The sequence below is a fragment of the Stenotrophomonas maltophilia group sp. Smal12 genome (assembly GCF_037079935.1).
Lineage (GTDB): Bacteria > Pseudomonadota > Gammaproteobacteria > Xanthomonadales > Xanthomonadaceae > Stenotrophomonas > Stenotrophomonas sepilia.
Map to the genome: position 1 here is coordinate 27,703 of NZ_JBAWUK010000028.1, position 19,520 is coordinate 47,222.

Genomic DNA, 19,520 nt, shown 5'->3' on the forward strand with positions numbered 1-19,520 from the left:
CGGCGGGCCGGAACCGCCCAGGGTGTCGTTAGCAGCAAGGCCGCCCGGGGCCCGGCACTACCGCAGGGCGCTTCAACCGCCCTGCTTTGCGGCGTAATCCTGCGCCTGGCGCATCACCCGCAGCAGGTTGCCGCCCCAGATGCCGGCAATCTGCTTCTCGGTATAGCCCTTGCGCAGCAGCCACGCGGTGATCTTCGGCAGCTGGCTGACATCGGGCAGGTCACTCAGTCCGCCACCACCATCCCAGTCCAGGCCGATGCCCACATGTTCCGGGCCGACCACCGTGAGGATGTGCTCGAAGTGGGCGAAGAAGTCGTCCAGGCTGGCGTGGCGCACCGGGTGCTCGTGGTCCAGCGCCTGCTCGGCCTTCAGCAGCGCAACACCCTGCTCGATGCCCATGCCTTCCCAGCCGCCCAGCTGCTTGCTCAGCGCTTCCTCGGCCTGCTTGCGCTCGGGTGTCTTCGCCGTATCGATCAGGTAGCCGCCATAGGCGTTCACCTGGATCACGCCACCGGCCTTGGCCAGTTTGCGCAGGCGCGCATCGTCGAGATTGCGCGGATGGTCATAGACCGCCTTGGCCGAGCTGTGCGACAGCACGAACGGCACCGGCATCATTGCCAGCAGGTCGTCGAACACCGCGTCCGAGGCGTGTGACTGGTCGATCACGATGCCCAGCTTCACCGCCTGCCGCACCAGCTCCTTGCCGGCCGGGCTAAGCCCTTTCCATTCCGCGCCCTTGGGATCGGTGGCCGAATCGGCGAACTCGTTGTTGGCGAAGTGCACGGTGCTGAGCAGGCGCAGGCCGGCGCGGTGATAGAACGACAGCAGGCTGGGGTCGGCCACCAGCGGGCTGGCGTTTTCCATGCTGATGTAGACCACGCGCTTGCCGGCAGCCTTGATCCGCGCTGCGTCATCGGCGGTCAGCGCCAGCGCGAAGCGCTCGGGATTGGCCGCCAGCATCTCGCGGATCTGCATCAATCGCTGCAGCCCATGGTCACGCTCGGCCAGATGCGCGGCGGCGCTGCGGTCGCCCTGATCGGTGTAGATCGCCCAGAAGCCGCCGTCCAGCGCGCCTTCGACCATGCGCGGGTAGTCGACCTGCGAAAGGGCGTTGCGGTCGTGGCGTTGCTCGATGTCGAAACCGCTGCGACCAAAGTTGGCCGGCGTATCGAGGTGGCTGTCGAGGGTGACCAGGCGCTGCTGCAGCGCCTTGGCGCGGGCCAGCTCCTGCGCGCTGAACTCGATGGCGTGGACGGACAGCGGCGCGCACAGCGCCAGGGCGAGCACGACGGACAGGTGGCGCAACGAAGGCATGGGCTCTCACCGGCATGGGGAAGAGCCCGACCATAGCGCCGTGGCCGCGCATTGGGTAGCGCCGGGCCACGCCCCCTGAACAGCGGGGCGCCGTTTTCACGAACGCATCGCAATGCGCGGAAAGCTGACCGCCGGGCAGTGGACATGATTCATGCCCGGCGAACGCAGAAGCCGACCGTCAATCCACCACGCGGCAGAACACGGCCTTGAGGTAACGCGATTCCTGCACGTGGGCCATGAACGGATGGTCCGGACCAGCGCCGGCCACCTTCAGGATCTGGATCGTGCGGCCGGAGAAATAGGCCGCACGGCGCAGCATGTCGAGGAACTGGTCCTCGGCCACCAGGCCGGTGCAGGAGAAGGTGGCGAACAGGCCGCCCGGCTTGACCACGCCCAGCGCCAGCTTGTTCATGTCCAGGTACTTCTTCAGCGCGGTGATGACCTGGTCGCGGTCGCGGGTCATCTTCGCCGGGTCCAGGATCACCACGTCGTACTGCTCGCCACGGTTGGCGGCGTCGCGCAGCCACGGGAAGATGTCGGACTGGATGAACTTCGGACGCACGTTGTTCAGGCGCGAATTGCCCTTGGCGATCTGGATCACGTCCTCGTCGATGTCGATGCCGATCACTTCCGAAGCACCACGCGCCGCCGCGTACACGGCAAAACCGCCGGTGTTGCAGCACAGGTCGAGCACGCTCTTGCCTTCCACCTGCTGGCTCAGCCACTCGCGGTTCTCGCGCTGGTCGGCGAAGAAACCGGTCTTGTGCGCACCGGCCGGGTCGGCGCGGAACTTGATGCCGTACTCGGTGATCACCGACGCTTCGGTGGTGGTGTTGCCGTGGAAGTCGAAGCTTTCCTGCTTCTGCACGTGCTCGTCGGCGAAGCTGTGGAAGCGGCAGCCGGGGAACTGCTCGCGCAGCGCATCGTAGATCCATTCGCGGTGGCGGAACATGCCGGCAGCGAAGAACTCGACCACCACGAGGTCGCCGTAGCGGTCCACCACCAGGCCGGACAGGCCGTCGCCTTCACTGTGCACGACGCGCCAGGCATCGGACACCGTATCGAGCTTCAGCACCTCACGGCGCAGCGACACTGCCTGGGCGATCTTGCGCGAGAACCAGCCGGCATCCACCGGTACGTTCTGGTCGGTTTCAAGGATGCGCACGGCAATGCGCGAGTGCCCGTTGTAGAACCCGCGGCCAATGAACTCGCCATCGATGCCGACCACGTCGACGATGGAACCGGGCTTGGGCCGGACGGTCGGCTTCTCGACCAGTTTCTGGAAGATCCACGGGTGGCTGGAGCGCCACGCATTCTTGAGGCGGACAATCGGAAGGGGGGTATTCATCCACCCATTGTAAACCGGGCGCCGGGGTCGGATCCCCGCAGGGGCTCTGACCCCGGCAAACCGGCATTTGACGGCGGCGGGGCCAGACGGCAGAATCGGCGCCAGAAGGGGAGTAGCTCCCAGACGTTGTCGCCGTCATTTCGAGCCCGCAGGCTCCGGTGCAACGGTAGTTCCGGCCGACTGGAACTGCGAGCGAGACCTTCGCCGTACTGGCGAAGCTCTGTCCCTGGATCCCCTCCCGATCCTCCGTTGCAGATCCTCGCCGTCCGGCCTGGCATTCATCTTTCCAACGGACATTCCCAATGCAGACGATCGGTAACGTGTGGTTGTGGGGCGGCTTCGCAGCGGTGGTGGTCATCGCCCTGCTGGTCGACCTCGTGTTGATGCGCCATGGTGGACCGCACAAGGTCACCTTCAAGGAGGCCCTGTGGTGGTCCATCGGCTGGGTCGCGCTGGCCCTGCTGTTCAACGCCGGCCTCTGGTACTACCTGAATGAGACCGCCGGCCAGGTCGTGGCCAACAAGGTCGGCCTCGAGTTCCTGACCGGCTACCTGGTCGAGAAGGCGCTGGCGGTCGACAACATCTTTGTCTTCCTGATGATCATGAGCTACTTCGCGGTGCCGGAAGAGCAGCGCCAGAAGGTGCTGATCATCGGCATCCTGGGTGCGATCGTGCTGCGTACGATCATGATCTTCGCCGGTAGCGTGCTGATCAGCCAGTTCCATTGGCTGCTCTACGTGTTTGGCGCCTTCCTGCTTTTCACCGGCTGGAAGATGTGGTTCGCCGCCGGCCAGGAGCCGGACCTGGAGACCAGTCCGGCCCTGCGCTGGATGCGCAAGCACCTGCGCCTGCTGCCGGACTACGCCGGCAACGCGCTGAGCGTGAAGCGTGATGGCGTGCGCTGGTTCACCCCGCTGTTCGCGGTGCTGATCCTGATTGCGGTCACCGACGTGATCTTCGCCGTGGACAGCATCCCGGCAATCTTCGCGATCACCACCGACCCGTTCATCGTGCTCACCTCCAACGTGTTCGCGGTGCTGGGCCTGCGCGCGATGTTCTTCCTGCTGGCCGGCATGGCCGACCGCTTCCACCTGCTGCCGTACGGCCTGGCGCTGGTACTGGGCTTCATCGGCATCAAGATGATGATCATCGATCTGTTCAAGATCCCGACCCCGGTCTCGCTGGGCGTGGTCGCGGTGATCATCGCCGCCACCGTGGTGCTGAGCCTGAAGTACCCGCCGAAGGAAGGCGAAGGCCAGGCCTGAGCCTGACCCGTTGAACGGTGCGGCCGGTGGGATTGTCCCGCCGGCCGCCTCCACTCTCCCGTTACGGTGGCCTTGGTTTCGCGCCAGTCACCGCCATTGCTGAGGTATGGACAACAACGCGCCCCTGCCCGCCGACGACGTGCCGGCCCCCCGCAATGATCGCTCGCGCATCCTGCGGGCGTTCAATGTCAGCCTGGCCGCCGTGCTGGTGCTGGTGGCCGTGTTCGCCCTGCAGGGCACGTTCGACTGGCGACCGTGGGCGGTCGCACCGCTGGAAGCCAAGGGCCTGCTCGGCCTGATCGGCGGCCCGATGCTGCATGCCTCGGTCGAGCACATCGCCGCCAACAGCATCGCGATCCTGATCCTCGGCACCCTCGCCGGCAGCGTGTATCCGAAGGCCACCGTACGCGCGCTGCCCCTGCTGTGGCTGGGTTCGGGCCTCGGCGCATGGATGCTGGGCAATCCGGGCAGCGTGCACCTGGGCGCCAGTGGCGTGACCCACGGCCTGATGTTCCTGCTGGCCAGCCTCGGCCTGCTGCGCCGCGACCGTGCGGCGATCGCCACCGGTCTGATCGGCATGCTGTTCTACGGCGGCATGCTGATGACCATCCTGCCGCACGCCGATGGTGTGTCCTGGCAGTCGCACATGGGCGGCGCCTTCGCCGGCATCATCGCCGCGCTGCTGTTCCGCAACGCCGACCCACTGCCGCCGCGCCAGCGCTACAGCTGGGAAGACGAAGAAGACGAGGCTGAGCCGCTGTCCGACGACGAACTGGAGCCGCCGTCACCGCAGCGCGTGCCGGTACTGTGGCAGCCGCGCGAGGGCCAGGACTACGTGGTGATCCCGTTCCGCCGCCCGGACGAACCGCGCGGTTGAGGTGAGGGTGGTACCGGCCGCTGGCCGGCAACCTCATGAACCTTCGTTGGCAGTCCTTGCGTTGCCGGCCAGCGGCCGGCACTACCAGGAGAATCAGTTCCCCGCCGCGCCCATCCCATCCACCGCTTGCCGGCCGAGCGCCGGGTCATCGGTGAAGAACGCATCGATGCCCGTCGCCAGGTAAGCCCGCATCTCGGCGATCGATCCCTCGGCATTGCGCGCGCTGTCGGCACCCTGGCGCAGGTTGCTGGGCTGGAAGTGGTTTTCCGGGCGGAAGGTGTACGGAATCACCATCAGGCCCGCCGCGTGCGCGTCGCGCACCAGCGAGGTGGGCGTACCCAGTACTCCCTGGGCGTCGAGCGGAATGATCGAGCGCAGCTCAGGACCAATGCTGTCGGCGTAGCTGGCGATGTCCTTCAGCCCGGCCGGCGTCATCATCTGCGCGTAGGTCAGCGTGCCGCCGGCCTTGGCGATATCGGCCGGCCGGGTATCGCCCTTCCACAGCAGCTGCAGCAGGCGGATGTTGCTGCCACGGCCGATCTTTTCGCGCAGGTAGCGCAGGTTGGCGGTCTCGAACGACTGGATGGTGACCGGGCCGACGTTGGTATAGGCATTGCCACGCAGCGCGGCCAGCAGCTTGTCTTCCATCGGCAGGCCGATGGACTGGAAGTAGGTGGGGTGCTTGATCTCCGGCACCAGGCCAATGCCGCGGTTGGCACGGCCGGCCTGCTGCACCAGGAAGGCCAGGATCTCGTCCAGGCTGGCGATGCGGAACTGGCCGTCGTAGGCGGTGCTGCGCAGCTCCGGCAGGCGCTCGCGCGTGTACAGCGTCTTCAGCTCGGCCAGGGTGAAGTCTTCGGTGAACCAGCCGTCGACCTTCTGACCGTCGATCACCTTGCTCGTGCGGCGGCTGGCGAACTCCGGATGCGAGGCGACGTCGGTGGTGCCGCCGATCTCGTTCTCGTGGCGGGCCACCATCACCCCGTCCCTGGTCATCACCAGGTCCGGTTCGATGTAGTCGGCGCCATCGGCGATGGCCTGTGCGTAGGCCGCCAAGGTGTGCTCGGGCAGCAGCGCGCTTGCGCCGCGGTGGCCGTAGACCGACACCTTGGGCGCGGCCGGGGTGGAGGATTCAGCACTCATGGCCACCGATGGTGCCACGGCCAGCGACAACAGCAACGCACAACCCCACGACTTCACTGCGACTTCCCCAAGCGGTATGTGATGGCTGTCAGTATGCGGCGGCAATGTGACAGGTGGGGGAAGGGGGGAGAGCGCATGCCGGCAGGGGCTCCGATCTGACCGCCGCCACTCTTCAAACAATTCTGATTGAAGCGCTGTAAGGCCCGCGACTAGCCTCGAATGACCAAAAGCGGGTTGTCAGGGGCAGATCATGGAACAACCGATGTACATGCCGATCCTCAAATGGCGACAGGGTGAGTATCTCGCGGTGGGTCGTACCAACGAAGGAATCAAGGATGGGATCTATCCTCTGTTCGAGATCCCTATCGAGCAGTGGGACTTCGAGAACGATGCGCCGGCCAAGTCACTCGATGACCACCTGAAGAATGTGGGCAGACGTCTGAGCAGTAACTGGAAGTCGCGCCGCTGCCTGTTTGATTCGCCCTATCTTGCTGGGGACGACACCATGGCGGACGGCCAGCATCATCTGGAGCGGATCTTCGACCTCATTCGCACCGCGGGATGCCAGGCCATTCCCGTTACCGGCATTGACCGGCACGTCGACTACCAACAGGCGGTGGCACGCATTGTCGCACGCGATGATCGTGGCTGCGGATTGCGGCTCGTACCGGATGATCTTGAAGGAGGACGCCTTGCTCGGATCTCTGGGCTGCTGAGACTGTTGGGAGTGGTATCTGGTCAGGTGGATCTGATCCTCGACAGCTCGGCCGACGTCGCCGACTCACCCACGCTGCAGGCATCGACTTGGCAGGCATGGATTGCGGCGGTTCCGGATCTGGCCGACTGGAGATCAATCACCATCGTAGGAGGCAGTTTTCCTGCCAGTCTGAGCCCCTCTTCGAGCTATCGCCCACATGGCGATGTGAATCGCCGGGAATGGCGCGCGTACACGCGGCTAGCCGGCATGCATTCTGGACGGATGCCGTGGTTTGGTGACTATGGCTGCGCTTCCCCGCAGACGGAACTGATGGATCCGCGCCTGTTCGACCCCAACGCCAAGATCAAGTACACGATCGATGATCAGTGGCGGATTGTTGTGGGTACCCAGATCAAGCGCAATGGCCGCGACCAGTACCGTGATCTGTGCAGGCACCTGGTCTCCGATCTGCCGGTGGTCTTCATGGGGCGCGGCTACAGCTGGGGCGATGCGTACATCGAAGACTGCGCAAACAGTGTCACCAGTACCGGGGGAAGCTCGACCTGGCCAACGGTGGCGACCAACCACCATATGACTAAGGTTGTTCGCGACCTCGCCAGTCTGACCGGCGCTTCAACTGTTCCCTGACCAGCGCACGGATTTCCGCAAGACTGTAGAGCTCCGACAGACGTTCACATAGCGCTGCGCGGTTGCCGCGCAGCGCTGATCTTTCCGGCGTCCGCCTGCCGATCAGAGCAGAAATTTCATCGCGCCAGAGCAGTGCTGCGACGGCCGTCGCGCTCACTGATGGATTGAGTTTTGCAGGCCGCACTAGTTCTAGCCTCACTGCGTTGCGCGCTCCACGTGATGCCAGCCTGATCCCCCACCAAGCAGGCAACCTCTCCAATGCATGGTCCAGGTGGCGCTGACCCACCACGATCGTCGCCTTGTCGAGGACATCGGAGTAGAACTGCTGCTGCAACGGGAGTCTCCGCAGCGTGTCGACATCACTCTTGATCTCGTAGCCGTGCAGGTGGCCATTGATGACACATACATCGACACGGCAGGCGCCGCGCGCAAGCCCCATTTCCTCCACCACAAGCGTGTTTGGATTTGCGACATGCTCAGCAATGACCTTGCCCAGCAGAGCTGATCGCACGTCACTGTCGGTAATCGGGTTCATGGCGGGATGATATCAAGGAGGTGTCGCGCACAGGTTTGAAACCCATTGCCGCCAGTCATGGGCAAGCTAGACGATCAGAGCGTCTTCGGGGATGTGACCCCGTGTTACTTGCCGATGCAGAAACTGGAGAAGATCCTTCCCAGCAGATCATCGGCACTCATCTGCCCGGTGATCTCGCCCAGTGCGTCATGGGCCAGCCGCAGTTCCTCGGCGGCCAGTTCCAGGTGCTCATTCGCCAGCTCGCCATCGGCGCGCTGCGCGTGTTCCTGCGCTCGCTCGATGGCATGCACATGGCGCGTGCGCGCGGAGAACTCGCCGTCCACCTGCTCCCCTGCCCCGCCCGAGGCAATCGAACGCAGGCGCGCATGCAGGTCGTCCAGCCCGGCGCCAGTGGCTGCCGAAACGAACACGCGGTCCGGGTCGTCCAGCGCCGGCAGCACACCGAGCAGGTCCGACTTGTTGTGGATGTAGATCTTGTGCGGCACCGCTGCCACGGCATCACCCAGCGCCGCCTGCCCGGCCGCCGGATCGCGCGCATCCAGCACGATCAGCGCCAGGTCGGTGCGCTCGATTTCCACGTGCGCGCGGCGCATGCCTTCGCGTTCGATGGCATCGCCGCCGTCGCGCAGGCCGGCGGTGTCGACCAGGGTCAGCTCCAGGCCATCCAGGCGGATGGTCTCGCGCAACGTGTCTCGGGTGGTGCCGGCGATGTCGGTAACGATGGCGCGTTCGCTGCCGGCCAGCGCGTTCAGCAGTGAGCTCTTGCCGGCATTCGGCGGACCGATCAGCACGGCATGCAGGCCATCGCGCAGGCGGCGGCCACGTTCGGCGTCGCGGCGCAGCAGGGCCAGATCACTGCGCGCCTGTTCCAGGCCACGCCGCACCTGCGCGCCACCGAGGGTATCCAGCGGTTCGTCGGCGAAGTCGATGGCCGCTTCCACGTGGATGCGCAGCAGCACCAGTTGCTCGATCACGGCGTCGATGCGCCGCGAGAACACACCATCCAGCGAACGTCGCGCGGCGCGTGCGGCGCGGTTGTCGCCGGCCGCGATCAGGTCGGCGATGGCCTCGGCCTGGGCCAGGTCGAGCTTGCCGTTGAGGAACGCGCGTTCGCTGAACTCGCCCGGCCGCGCCTGGCGCGCACCGAGCGCGATGCAGCGCGCGACCAGTTGCTGCAGCAGGACCGGACTGCCGTGGCCCTGCAGTTCCACCACCTCTTCGCCGGTGAAGCTGTTCGGTGCCGGGAACCACAGCACGATGCCATCGTCGATGACCTCGCCATCGGAGTCGCGCAGGCGTGCGTAGTGCGCATGGCGCGGGCGCAGTTCAGGCGCACCCAACGCGTTGGCGATGGCCGCGGCGCGCGGACCGGACAGGCGCAGCAGGCCGACACCGCCAGCGCCCGGAGCGCTGGCAATGGCCACGATGGTGTCGGTGCGGATCGTGTCGTTCATGGTTCAGAGTTTCTCCAGCTGCGCGCGTGCCTGCGCGGCACCACTGCCCTGCGGCTGCAGCGCCAGGTAGGTCGTGTAGGCCCGCTTCGCCTTGGCCTTGTCGCCGGCGTTGAAGTAGGCATCGCCCAGGTTGAGATAGGCCACCGCACGCGACGGATCGATCTTCAGCGTGTTCTCCAGCCAGCGCGCCGCTTCGACGTAGCGCTGCTGGCGGTAGTAGACGAAGCCGAGGTTGTTGGCGGCCTGGGCGAAGTCCGGACGCAGCTTCAGTGCCTCGGTGAACTGGGCTACCGCTTCGTCGTACTGCTTCTCGCGGTACAGCTGCAGGCCGCGGTCGTTGGCCTGCTGCGCGCGCTGGCGGTCGGACGCCGGGCCGGCGGAGGGCACTACCAGCTTGGCCTTGCCGCCCTGCAGGTCAGCCACCGTCACCGGTGCCTGGCTGCCCTTGGCCTCGCTGGCGGCATCCACCTTGTTGTTCAGCGCGATCGCATCGGCGGTCAGCTGGCGCGTATCGGCATTGAGGAATTCCTGGCTGTCCGGCACCTGGAACACGAACTCGCCGCCCTGCGAACCCGGCAGGCTGCCGAAGGCCGGGGTCTGGTGCGAAACGGCTGAGACGGCCGGCGCCACGTAGGCGGCCAGCTCGGTACCGGTGATCAGGCCATCGCCGTTGAGATCGCCCTTGCCAGCCAGCGCCTGCAGCAGCACCCAGGTGAATACCGAGTGGCCATTCGGGCCGGCATCGGCCACCTGCTGGTCGGCACCACCGGCGGTCAGCATCTGCCGCGCGCTGCGACGCGCGTTCTCGCGCAGGAACGACGACGACGACGGGCCGCCACGGGTCAGGCCCAGGCCGCTGTAGCAGGCATCCATCACGAACATCACATGCTTGGCCTGCATGCTTTCTGCAATGTTCTGGATGTCGGTCATCGCAATCGCGTCGGTGGCGAATTCCTTCGGATCCGAATCGACCGGGATGATGTAGCCGAGGTCGCGCCCGGAGGCGAGCTGGCGGGTCGCGCCATGGCCAGCGAAGAATACGAACACGCGGTCGTTCTTCCCGGTGCGGTCATCGGCCAGGCGGTCGTGGAACGCGGCCAGGATGTTGTTGCGCGTGGCCTGCTCGTTCTTCAGCACGATCACCTGCGAGGACGGGAAGCCGAACTGCCCGGTGAGGGTATCGGCCACCGCCTGCGCGTCATGGCTGGCGTATTCCAGCTTCGGCCATTTGGCGTAGTTGTCGATGCCGACCACGATCGCCCACGACTTCTCGTAGCCGGTGGTGACGGTCGCGGCACCGGTATCGCCCTTGCGCGCACGGGCGACAGTGAAGTCGCGGCCGTTCCAGCCGGCGAACTGGTAGCCATCGGCGATCAGCCGGTCGAGGATCTGCGGCAGTGCCTTCACTGCACGATCGTGGATATCGTGGAACAGGATGATGCCGCGCTGTTCCTTGTTCACCTGGTCCAGCACGCGCTGCACGATCGACTCTGGCACCGGGTCGGCCCAGTCCATCGAGTCGATGTTCCACATGATCGACTTCAGCCCGGCCTCGTTGAGCAGCTGCAGGCCTTCGGCATTGCGCGCACCATACGGGAAGCGGAACAGCGGCGCGCGCTTGCTTTCGACATCCTTCAGCAGCGTGTCGGTGTCCAGCACCTGCTGGCGCAGGGCGTCGCCGGTGGTGCGCGACAGCTGGGCGTGGGTCAGGCTGTGGTTGCCCACCGCATAGCCTTCTTCCATCAGGTTGCGGCTGATCTTCGCCATCGGGCCGAGGCTGACCTTGCCATCGGCCTCGACCTTGCCCAGGTTGCGGCCCACCTCGAAGAACACGCCCGGCACGTCGTAGCGCTTGAGGATGGCCACCACTTCATCGGTGTAGGCCTTGTGCGGGCCATCGTCGAAGGTCAGCACCACCGTCTTGGCCGGCAGGTCGCGGCCGAAGATCTCACGGTCGCTGTCCTTCATCGACATCGGATACGGCTCGATCACCCCGTAGTCGCGCAGGATCGCTTCACGGCTGTAGTCCTTGTGCAGGTGGGCGATGTAGTCGTCCCACTTCTCGCGCTTCAGTTCGATGGCGCGGGTGCGCTCGAAGCGGCTGAAGATGCGGGTCAGTTCCTGGTTGTAGTTGCGCTCGATCTCATCGAGCGCTTCCAGATCCTCACCGATGCGCTGGTGCAGCTTCACCGCCGGGAGCGAGGAATCGGTGCCGACCCGCTCATGCAGGTCACGCAGCACTTCACGGAAGGCCAGGCGATCGGCGTCGAACAGTTCGGGCGCAGACTCGATGTAGTCCAGCACCGTGCCGAGGGTGGCAAAGCGCTGCGGGCTGGAATCGCGCAGCAGGGTGTCGAACAGCGCGGCGATGGTCGTGCGCTGTTCCAGGCCATCATGGAACAGCTGCTGGCCCACACGCGTGGAGGTGCCGCGGTCGGCGGTCGACTGCTGCTCCTCGTCGGCCAGCAGCACGATGATCCGGCGGTAGCCATCGAGTTGCTTCTGCAGCGCGGCCAGCAACGGCGCGGCGGCCGGATCGGCAGCGGCGGCGGCCTGCGCGCTGGGCTGGGTGACCGTGCTCGCCGGCACCTTCGCGTCCTTGTCGCCACAGCCCGCTACGGCCAGGGTCAACAGCAGCGAGGGCAGGAACAGGCGGAACGACGACGCACGCATGGCGGACTCGAAGATGGGAGGAACGGTATGCAGGCGATTCTAACGCCGCATGCGAAAAGCCCGCCTTCCGGCGGGCTTCTGCTGGGGTCGGCCGGCCAGTGGCCGGCTCTGCCGATTACTTCTTCTTGACCGGGGCCGGAGCGGTGGTGGCCGGGACCGGCTCGCCGCCATGGCGCTTGGTCATCCACCACTGCTGCAGCAGGCCCAGGCCGCCGTTGACCACCCAGTACAGGACCAGGCCGGACGGCATGAAGGCCATCATGACGCCGAACACCAGCGGCATGAACTGCATCATCTTCTGCTGCATCGGGTCCATGCCCGGTGCCGGGGTCAGCTTCTGGGTGAACCACATCACCGCCACGTTGATCACCGGCAGGATGAAGTACGGGTCGCGTGCAGTGAGGTCCTGGATCCAGCCGAACCAGGGCGCCTGGCGCAGTTCGACCGATTCCACCAGCACCCAGTACAGAGCGAAGAAGATCGGCATCTGGATGAGGATCGGCAGGCAGCCGCCCATCGGATTGATCTTTTCCTTCTTGTAAAGCTCCATCATCGCGGTCTGGAACTTCTGGCGGTCATCGCCATAGCGTTCCTTCAGCTGCGCGATGCGCGGCTGGAAGCGACGCATCTTGGCACCGCTCTTGTACTGGGTCGCCGACAGCGGGTACAGCACCAGCTTCAGCAGCACCACCAGGCCGACGATCGCCCAGCCCCAGTTGCCGACCAGCTTGTGCACCTGGTTCAGCACCCAGAACAGGCCCTGGCCGATCACCGCCATCATCGAGAAGCGGCTGTAGTCGACCACGCGGTCCAGGCCCGGCACGTCTTCCTTGGCAATCAGGTTGACCAGCTTCGGGCCGACCCACAGGCGGGCTTCGGTGCTGGTGGACTGGCCCGGGGCCACGGTGAAGGCCGGGCCACGCGCTTCGATCAGGTCACGACCGGCCACCTGCGACAGTACGTAGTGTGCGGTCTGGTCCTTCTGCGGGATCCAGGCGGTGAAGAAGTGGTGCTGCAGCATCGCCAGCCAGCCGCCGGTGATGTTCTGGTTGAGCGTGCCGTCTTCCAGGTAGTCCTTGAACGCACGACGCTGGTACTTCTTGTCGTTGTCGTACCAGGTGGCACCGTTGAAGCTGAAGGAGTCCGGGTTGGTCATGCTCCGCGACAGGATGGTCGGGGTGCGGTCCAGGGTGCGGTAGACGTAGCCGTTCCACGGCGCGGCGCCGGCATTGCTGACTTCGTCCTTGAAGCGCACGGCATACTCGTTGCGCGAGACGGTCAGGGTGCGCTTGATGGTCACGCCGTTGTCGGCGGTCCACACGAACGGGATCTGCAGCTCGTTCTGGCCCTTGGCCAGCACGAAGTCCTTGGTGTCACCGACCAGCTTGAAGCCGTCGGCGCCGGGAACCGGGGTGTTCTTGTCTTCGCTGGCCCAGCCACTGATCGCGCTGTACGGATGCGCGGGGTCTTCGGTCAGCAGGCGAACCGGCGGGCTGCCTTCGTCCTTGGTCTGCGGGAACTGCAGCAGCTCGGCGTCGAGCACGCGGCCACCATCAAGCACCAGGCGCAGCACGTCGGTGGTGACGGTCACGCGCTGGCTGGCCGGGGTGGCGCTGGCCTGCGCCTGCACAGCGGCCTGGCCCGGGGCGCCCGGGACCTGTGCACTGGGAATGCTGCCCGAGGCAGCGCCCGGAACACTCTGTGCGGCAGCCGGGGCCGACGTGGTCGTCGGTGGCGGGGTCGGAGCAGCCTTTTCACGGCTCCATTCCATCCACAGCAGCACGGCCACCATCAGCCAGGCAAAAATGAGGAATACGCGGGTCTGGTTCATCAGCGGACAGGCTCGGCGGGGCCGGGACGCGATGCCGGCTCGGTCAAAGAAGGAGTTGCGATGCCATCAGGCGGCGGCATTGTGCCGTCCACGCCCGGCGCGGGCAATGCACGCAGGCGACGCAGCAGGCGCAGGAAGGCCTGGCGGATCTCGTCGTTGCTGGCGGAACGCGCAGCACTACGGGCCACGACGACGAAGTCGCCTGGCTGGATATCGGTACGTGTCTGACGCAGGATGTCGCGCAGGACGCGCTTGATCCGGTTACGCCCAACGGCGTTCGGATCGACCTTGCGGGAAACCGCCAGACCCAGCCTGGCCGGCCGGTCAGCCGGCAGCCAGTGCAGGGTCATCAGCGGATCGGACACACGGCGGGCGCCGTTGAAGACCGTTGAGTATTCGGCACGCGTGCGAACCCGCGCAGAGCGAGGGAATCGCTTGCGCGGGTCTGCAGTATTCACTGTCGAAGGGATTGCGTCTGCCGCAGGGTGCGGCATGGCAATCAGGCGCTCAGGACTTTGCGGCCCTTGGCGCGGCGACGCGACAGGATCTTGCGGCCGTCAGCGGTCTTCATACGGGCACGGAAGCCGTGGTCGCGCTTACGCTTGAGGTTGCTGGGCTGGTAGGTGCGCTTCGTGGCCATTGGGGGCCTCTCGTATGAATGGGACGGAAAGAACCGGAAATTCTAGAGAGGTCTCCCCCCTCACGTCAACCCCTGGGGACTACGCGAATTCACCGGGCTGTGCAATAGCTGTGGATGTTTTTGTGAATAAGTAGGGGACAAGCATTCCGAAGGCGGGCGCTCGGTGGTAGTCTGAGCCATCCATTTCCCCCCTTTCCGGCCTGTGTTTGGGCGCCTTGTCGCGTCCATGCCCCGGCCACCGGACGATTATTGCTGATGGATGCCTGGTCCCGTAGTCTCGAGCGCCTCGAAGCGGAGTTCCCGCCGGAAGACGTTCATACCTGGTTGAAGCCGCTGCAGGCCGATCTGCGCGTGGACAGCCTGGTGCTGTATGCACCGAATGCCTTCATCGTCGACCAGGTCCGCGAGCTGTACCTGGCCCGGATCCGCGAACTGCTGGCTCACTTCGCCGGTTTCAGCGACGTTTTTCTTGAAATCGGCTCGCGCCCGCGCCCCGTGGAGGCGCAGAACGCGCCGGTTTCCACGTCGTCGGCGCCTGTGTCCAGCGAACCGCAGGTGCCGTTTGCCGGCAATCTGGACAATCACTACACCTTCGCCAACTTCGTCGAAGGGCGCAGCAACCAGCTGGGCCTGGCCGCTGCCTTCCAGGCAGCGCAGAAGCCGGGCGACCGGGCCCACAACCCGCTGCTGCTGTACGGAGGCACCGGCCTGGGCAAGACCCACCTGATGTTCGCCGCCGGCAACGCGATGCGCCAGGCCAATCCAGGCGCGAAGGTGCTGTACCTGCGTTCGGAACAGTTCTTCAGCGCCATGATCCGGGCCCTGCAGGAAAAGACCATGGATCAGTTCAAGCGCCAGTTCCAGCAGGTGGACGCGCTGTTGATCGATGACATCCAGTTCTTCGCCGGCAAGGACCGCACGCAGGAAGAGTTCTTCCACACCTTCAACGCGTTGTTCGATGGCAAGCAGCAGATCATCCTGACCTGCGACCGCTATCCGCGCGAGGTCGAAGGCCTGGAAGCGCGCCTGAAGTCGCGGCTTGCCTGGGGCCTGTCGGTCGCGATCGAACCGCCGGACTTTGAGACCCGCGCCGCGATCGTGCTGGCCAAGGCGCGCGAACGCGGTGCCGAGATTCCCGATGATGTTGCGTTCCTGATCGCCAAGAAGATGCGCTCCAACGTGCGCGACCTCGAGGGCGCGCTCAATACCCTGACCGCCCGCGCCAACTTCACCGGCCGCGCGATCACCACCGAATTCGCCCAGGAAACCCTGCGCGACCTGCTGCGCGCCCAGCAACAGGCGATCAGCATTCCCAACATCCAGAAAACCGTTGCCGACTACTACGGCCTGCAGATCAAGGATCTGCTGTCGAAGCGTCGGACCCGCTCGCTCGCTCGCCCCCGTCAGGTCGCCATGGCCCTGACCAAGGAACTGACCGAGCACAGCCTGCCCGAGATCGGCGACGCCTTTGCCGGTCGCGATCACACCACGGTGCTGCATGCCTGCCGCCAGATCCGGACCCTGATGGAAACCGACGGCAAGCTCCGCGAAGACTGGGACAAGCTGATCCGGAAGCTGAGCGAATGATGCACGGATGCCGATGAGGCGTCATCGCACAAAACGGTGCAGAATCCGGTAGCAAGCGCGGGACACGTTGTGGATAAAAATGGCGTCTGAAATCCCGTCGAATTTATCCACAGCTTTCCCCACCCCTTGGGGGTCGGTAATACAGAGGGTTTCGATGTCTGAAACTCCTTTATTTACAAAGACTTAGCATTGTTTTCCAGCGATTCTGTCTCTACCAGCACCACCAAGCTTTTGATTTATTCCACATTTTTTAAAGCATAGGGGCACGGAACCACATGCGTTTCACACTGCAGCGCGAAGCCTTTCTCAAGCCGTTGGCACAGGTCGTCAACGTGGTCGAACGCCGCCAGACCCTTCCGGTTCTGGCCAATTTCCTGGTCCAGGTGCAGAACGGCCAGCTGTCGCTGACCGGTACCGACCTGGAAGTGGAGATGGTGTCGCGGATCGCGGTTGAAGATGCCCAGGACGGTGAAACCACCATTCCCGCCCGCAAGCTGTTCGAGATCATCCGCGCCCTGCCCGATGGCAGCCGGATCACCGTCTCGCAGACCGGAGACAAGATCACCGTGCAGGCCGGTCGTAGCCGCTTCACCTTGGCAACCCTGCCCTCCAATGACTTCCCGTCGGTTGACGAAGTGGAAGCCACTGAGCGAGTGGCCATCGGCGAAGCGACCCTGAAGGAGCTCATCGAGCGCACCGCGTTCGCGATGGCGCAGCAGGACGTGCGCTATTACCTCAATGGCCTGCTGTTCGATCTGCGCGGTGACGCCCTGCGTACCGTTGCCACCGACGGCCACCGCCTGGCGCTGTGTGAAACCGACCTGGCCAAGCCTAGCGGTTCCAAGCGCCAGATCATCGTGCCGCGCAAGGGCGTGACCGAGCTGCAGCGCCTGCTGGAAAGCGGTGATCGCGAGATCGAGCTGGAAGTCGGCCGCAGCCACGTCCGCGTCAAGCGCGACGATGTCACCTTCACCTCCAAGCTGATCGACGGCCGCTTCCCGGATTACGAAGCGGTGATTCCGATCGGTGCCGACCGTGAAGTGAAGGTTGATCGTGAAGCGCTGCGCGCCTCGCTGCAGCGCGCTGCGATCCTGTCCAACGAGAAGTACCGCGGCATCCGCGTGGAAGTGTCGCCGGGCAACCTGAAGATCAGCGCGCACAACCCGGAGCAGGAGGAAGCCCAGGAAGAGATCGAAGCCGATACCACGGTCAGCGATCTCGCCATCGGCTTCAACGTGAACTACCTGCTGGATGCCCTCTCCGCCCTGCGCGATGAGGAAGTCATCATCCAGCTGCGCGACTCCAACTCCTCGGCGCTGGTGCGTGAGTCCAGCAGCGAGAAGTCGCGCCACGTGGTCATGCCGCTGCGTCTCTGACATCAGCCCGGTTCCACGTGGAACATAACGACGCCCGGGAAGCTCCCGGGCGTTTTTTTTTGCACGTTCCACGTGGATCATCGGGCCGACCCTTTCCAGCGTGTATTTCGGACGGAACGCATCTTCCTTGATGGACCCGGTTGCGTGCGCTTTGCTGCCCAGGCCCAACTACCGACGGGACGTTGAGTCGATGCCAGGGACTGCTTCCGAATCAAGTTTGATCGGGGCCGGTACCTGGAGTCTCGACGCAGTTGCTATGGGCCTGGCCTGGTCGGATGCCGAAGCGCATCCACGCTGCGGCGACAGTGCTCGCTGTTTCTGAAATCCTCTCTGTCCACAGGACTCATTCGGGGCAGATCGAGCCAAGCCTAGCTTCTAAATCTGGGTATAAATCTAAAGCATGGTGGTGATGGTAGAGCCAGATTTCGTGGAGAAATGTGTTATCTACGTGATTTAAAAGGAATTTATGCGGGTGAAACCCCCTGTATAGAGGCGCCTCAGGCTGGGGGGGAACCTGTGGATAGTTTCCAGACCCAAGCAAAAGGGCTTTTTTATCCACAGATTGCCCATACCTTGTGTATAAGTCATACCGACCCGCTGTGGACAGCGTGAAACGAATGGGCCGGATTCTTTGAAATCTGTGGAACCTCCCAGGGCATCGGATCTCAGATTTGGAGGAATCCGGGCCCCCGCCCGCTCACCCGGCCGGGCAAACGCTCATCAAACACCTGCGGCAGTGGTCCTGAAATCGTTGAAATCTGGCGGGCCACGCCCCGCAACCCTGTGCAGAATTGAAGGAATTTCAGCTGCGTCCGGAGCTGGAAACGGGCATGCCGGTGAACCGGCGCCACGTGGAACCCGCGATCAGTTGGTGCGCGGGAGCTTCTGCTCCGCGTCGATGCGGGTGCAGCACGTCCGGCTTGACCGATGCAGTAAGCTGATGGATTCCCTGTCCCTCTACCGCCTCGAGCGGATGGTCGTTCGCGCCCCATGCTTATCCGCCGCCTCGCCTTGCACCAACTGCGTCGCTTCAGTGCGGTGGATCTCTTGCCCCAGCCGGGGCTGAACCTGCTCACTGGCGACAACGGTGCCGGCAAGACCAGCGTGCTGGAGGCCCTGCATCTGATGGCCTATGGCCGCAGCTTCCGCGGCCGGGTCCGCGATGGGCTGGTACGCCAGGGCCAGGAGGCGCTGGAGATCTTCGTGGAATGGGACGAGCAGCGTGCCGATCACGCGCCGCATCGCCGAAAGGCCGGCCTGCGCCACAGTGGCCAGGACTGGAAGGGACGATTGGACGGTGAAGACGTGGCTCAGCTCGGCAACCTCTGCGCAGCGCTGGCGGTGGTGACGTTCGAGCCCGGCAGCCATGCGCTGGTCAGCGGCGGTGGCGAGCCCCGCCGTCGCTTCCTGGATTGGGGCTTGTTCCACGTGGAACCTGATTTCCTGTCCTTGTGGCGCCGCTATTCAAGGGCGCTGAAGCAGCGCAACGCCCTGCTCAAGCAGGGCGGCCCGTCGCGGATGCTGGACACCTGGGATCACGAGTTGGCTGAGGCCGGAGAGCCCCTTACCAGCCGGCGTCAGCACTACCTTGAGCGGCTGCAGCAGCGTGCCGTGGCGCTCGCGGCCAGTTTGGCACCGCAACTCGGTATCCAGGCACTGCAACTCAGTCCGGGCTGGCGTCGGCATGAGCTTCCCCTGGCAGATGCTCTGCTTCTGGCCCGGGATCGTGACCGCCAGGCCGGCTACACCTCGGTTGGGCCGCACCGGGCGGACTGGAGCGTGGATTTCCACAGCATTCCTGGTCGCGATGCACTGTCACGCGGTCAGGCCAAGCTCACCGCATTGGCGTGCCTGATGGCGCAGGCTGAGGACTATGCAGAACAGCGCGGCGAATGGCCGGTGATCGCACTGGACGATCTGGCCTCCGAACTGGATCGTACCCACCAGGCGCGGGTATTGGAGCGTCTGCTCACCGGCCCGGCGCAGATCTTCGTCACCGCTACTGAACCTCCGGCGGCCCTGCAGGGCCTGACCCAGATCGCCCGGTTCCACGTGGAACATGCACAGATCGTGGCTGTGCCATAGTGGGCACATCAGGGCCACGCGACCCCGGCTGGTATAATTCGGGTCGG

15 protein-coding genes are annotated in these 19,520 nt (G+C 64.8%); 6 read left to right on the forward strand and 9 right to left on the reverse strand.

Annotated elements, in window-relative coordinates; all coding sequences use genetic code 11:
- Positions 1-72: 72 nt before the first annotated feature.
- Both WDC87_RS13240 and WDC87_RS13245 read right to left on the reverse strand, forming a co-directional pair.
- The gene (locus WDC87_RS13240; protein WP_088496509.1) at positions 73-1,314 is read right to left on the reverse strand and encodes a dipeptidase; all 1,242 of its coding nucleotides are present in this window, start codon (positions 1,312-1,314) and stop codon (positions 73-75) included.
- 178 nt (positions 1,315-1,492) lie between these two features.
- Positions 1,493-2,662, reverse strand: coding sequence for a class I SAM-dependent rRNA methyltransferase (locus WDC87_RS13245; protein ID WP_072168763.1), 1,170 nt, complete (start codon positions 2,660-2,662; stop codon positions 1,493-1,495).
- 302 nt (positions 2,663-2,964) lie between these two features.
- Here WDC87_RS13245 and WDC87_RS13250 point away from each other — a divergent pair, with 302 nt between their 5' ends.
- The gene (locus WDC87_RS13250) at positions 2,965-3,927 is read left to right on the forward strand and encodes a TerC family protein (protein ID WP_252745428.1); all 963 of its coding nucleotides are present in this window, start codon (positions 2,965-2,967) and stop codon (positions 3,925-3,927) included.
- A 106-nt stretch (positions 3,928-4,033) separates the two neighbouring features.
- On the forward strand, positions 4,034-4,804 hold the full coding sequence (locus WDC87_RS13255) for a rhomboid family intramembrane serine protease (protein ID WP_065179045.1): 771 nt from the start codon (positions 4,034-4,036) through the stop codon (positions 4,802-4,804).
- A gap of 93 nt (positions 4,805-4,897) precedes the next feature.
- On the opposite strand, the gene WDC87_RS13260 is transcribed toward WDC87_RS13255, so the two are convergent.
- Positions 4,898-6,004 carry a glycerophosphodiester phosphodiesterase gene (locus WDC87_RS13260; RefSeq protein ID WP_252745427.1) on the reverse strand — a complete coding sequence of 369 codons (1,107 nt, stop codon included), beginning with the start codon at positions 6,002-6,004 and terminating at the stop codon, positions 4,898-4,900.
- A gap of 205 nt (positions 6,005-6,209) precedes the next feature.
- Between WDC87_RS13260 and WDC87_RS13265 the strand changes: the two genes are divergently transcribed.
- Complete coding sequence (locus WDC87_RS13265) at positions 6,210-7,292, forward strand: beta family protein (RefSeq protein WP_072168765.1); 1,083 nt, start codon at positions 6,210-6,212, stop codon at positions 7,290-7,292.
- On the opposite strand, the gene WDC87_RS13270 is transcribed toward WDC87_RS13265, so the two are convergent.
- The 6 genes from WDC87_RS13270 to rpmH all read right to left on the reverse strand — a co-directional run bounded on the left by WDC87_RS13270 (position 7,240) and on the right by rpmH (position 14,425).
- Complete coding sequence (locus WDC87_RS13270) at positions 7,240-7,827, reverse strand: sce7726 family protein (RefSeq protein WP_252745426.1); 588 nt, start codon at positions 7,825-7,827, stop codon at positions 7,240-7,242. The two genes, WDC87_RS13265 and WDC87_RS13270, sit on opposite strands and share 53 nt — an antisense overlap.
- Positions 7,828-7,931: 104 nt before the next feature.
- Complete coding sequence (mnmE, locus tag WDC87_RS13275; RefSeq protein ID WP_252745425.1) at positions 7,932-9,281, reverse strand: tRNA uridine-5-carboxymethylaminomethyl(34) synthesis GTPase MnmE; 1,350 nt, start codon at positions 9,279-9,281, stop codon at positions 7,932-7,934.
- A 3-nt stretch (positions 9,282-9,284) separates the two neighbouring features.
- Positions 9,285-11,954: a polysaccharide deacetylase family protein gene (locus WDC87_RS13280; RefSeq protein WP_252745424.1), complete on the reverse strand. Its 2,670-nt coding sequence runs from the start codon at positions 11,952-11,954 to the stop codon at positions 9,285-9,287.
- Between the two features lie 115 nt (positions 11,955-12,069).
- Positions 12,070-13,785 (reverse strand): membrane protein insertase YidC, encoded by a 1,716-nt coding sequence (yidC, locus tag WDC87_RS13285; protein WP_072168769.1) that lies wholly within the window; start codon positions 13,783-13,785, stop codon positions 12,070-12,072.
- A complete protein-coding gene (rnpA, locus tag WDC87_RS13290; protein WP_072168770.1) occupies positions 13,785-14,279 on the reverse strand; it encodes a ribonuclease P protein component in 495 nt (164 codons plus the stop codon). Before rnpA ends, yidC begins: the two co-directional genes overlap by 1 nt.
- Before the next feature lie 5 nt (positions 14,280-14,284).
- Positions 14,285-14,425 carry a 50S ribosomal protein L34 gene (gene rpmH / locus WDC87_RS13295; protein ID WP_005411729.1) on the reverse strand — a complete coding sequence of 47 codons (141 nt, stop codon included), beginning with the start codon at positions 14,423-14,425 and terminating at the stop codon, positions 14,285-14,287.
- A 255-nt stretch (positions 14,426-14,680) separates the two neighbouring features.
- Here rpmH and dnaA point away from each other — a divergent pair, with 255 nt between their 5' ends.
- From dnaA to recF, 3 genes are all read left to right on the forward strand, one after another.
- Positions 14,681-16,012 (forward strand): chromosomal replication initiator protein DnaA, encoded by a 1,332-nt coding sequence (dnaA, locus tag WDC87_RS13300; protein WP_049417185.1) that lies wholly within the window; start codon positions 14,681-14,683, stop codon positions 16,010-16,012.
- A 275-nt stretch (positions 16,013-16,287) separates the two neighbouring features.
- Entirely contained in the window at positions 16,288-17,388 is a 1,101-nt protein-coding gene (gene dnaN / locus WDC87_RS13305; protein WP_005411731.1) for a DNA polymerase III subunit beta, read from the forward strand.
- A 990-nt stretch (positions 17,389-18,378) separates the two neighbouring features.
- Positions 18,379-19,473 (forward strand): DNA replication/repair protein RecF, encoded by a 1,095-nt coding sequence (gene recF, locus WDC87_RS13310; protein ID WP_069138188.1) that lies wholly within the window; start codon positions 18,379-18,381, stop codon positions 19,471-19,473.
- Positions 19,474-19,520: the final 47 nt, after the last annotated feature.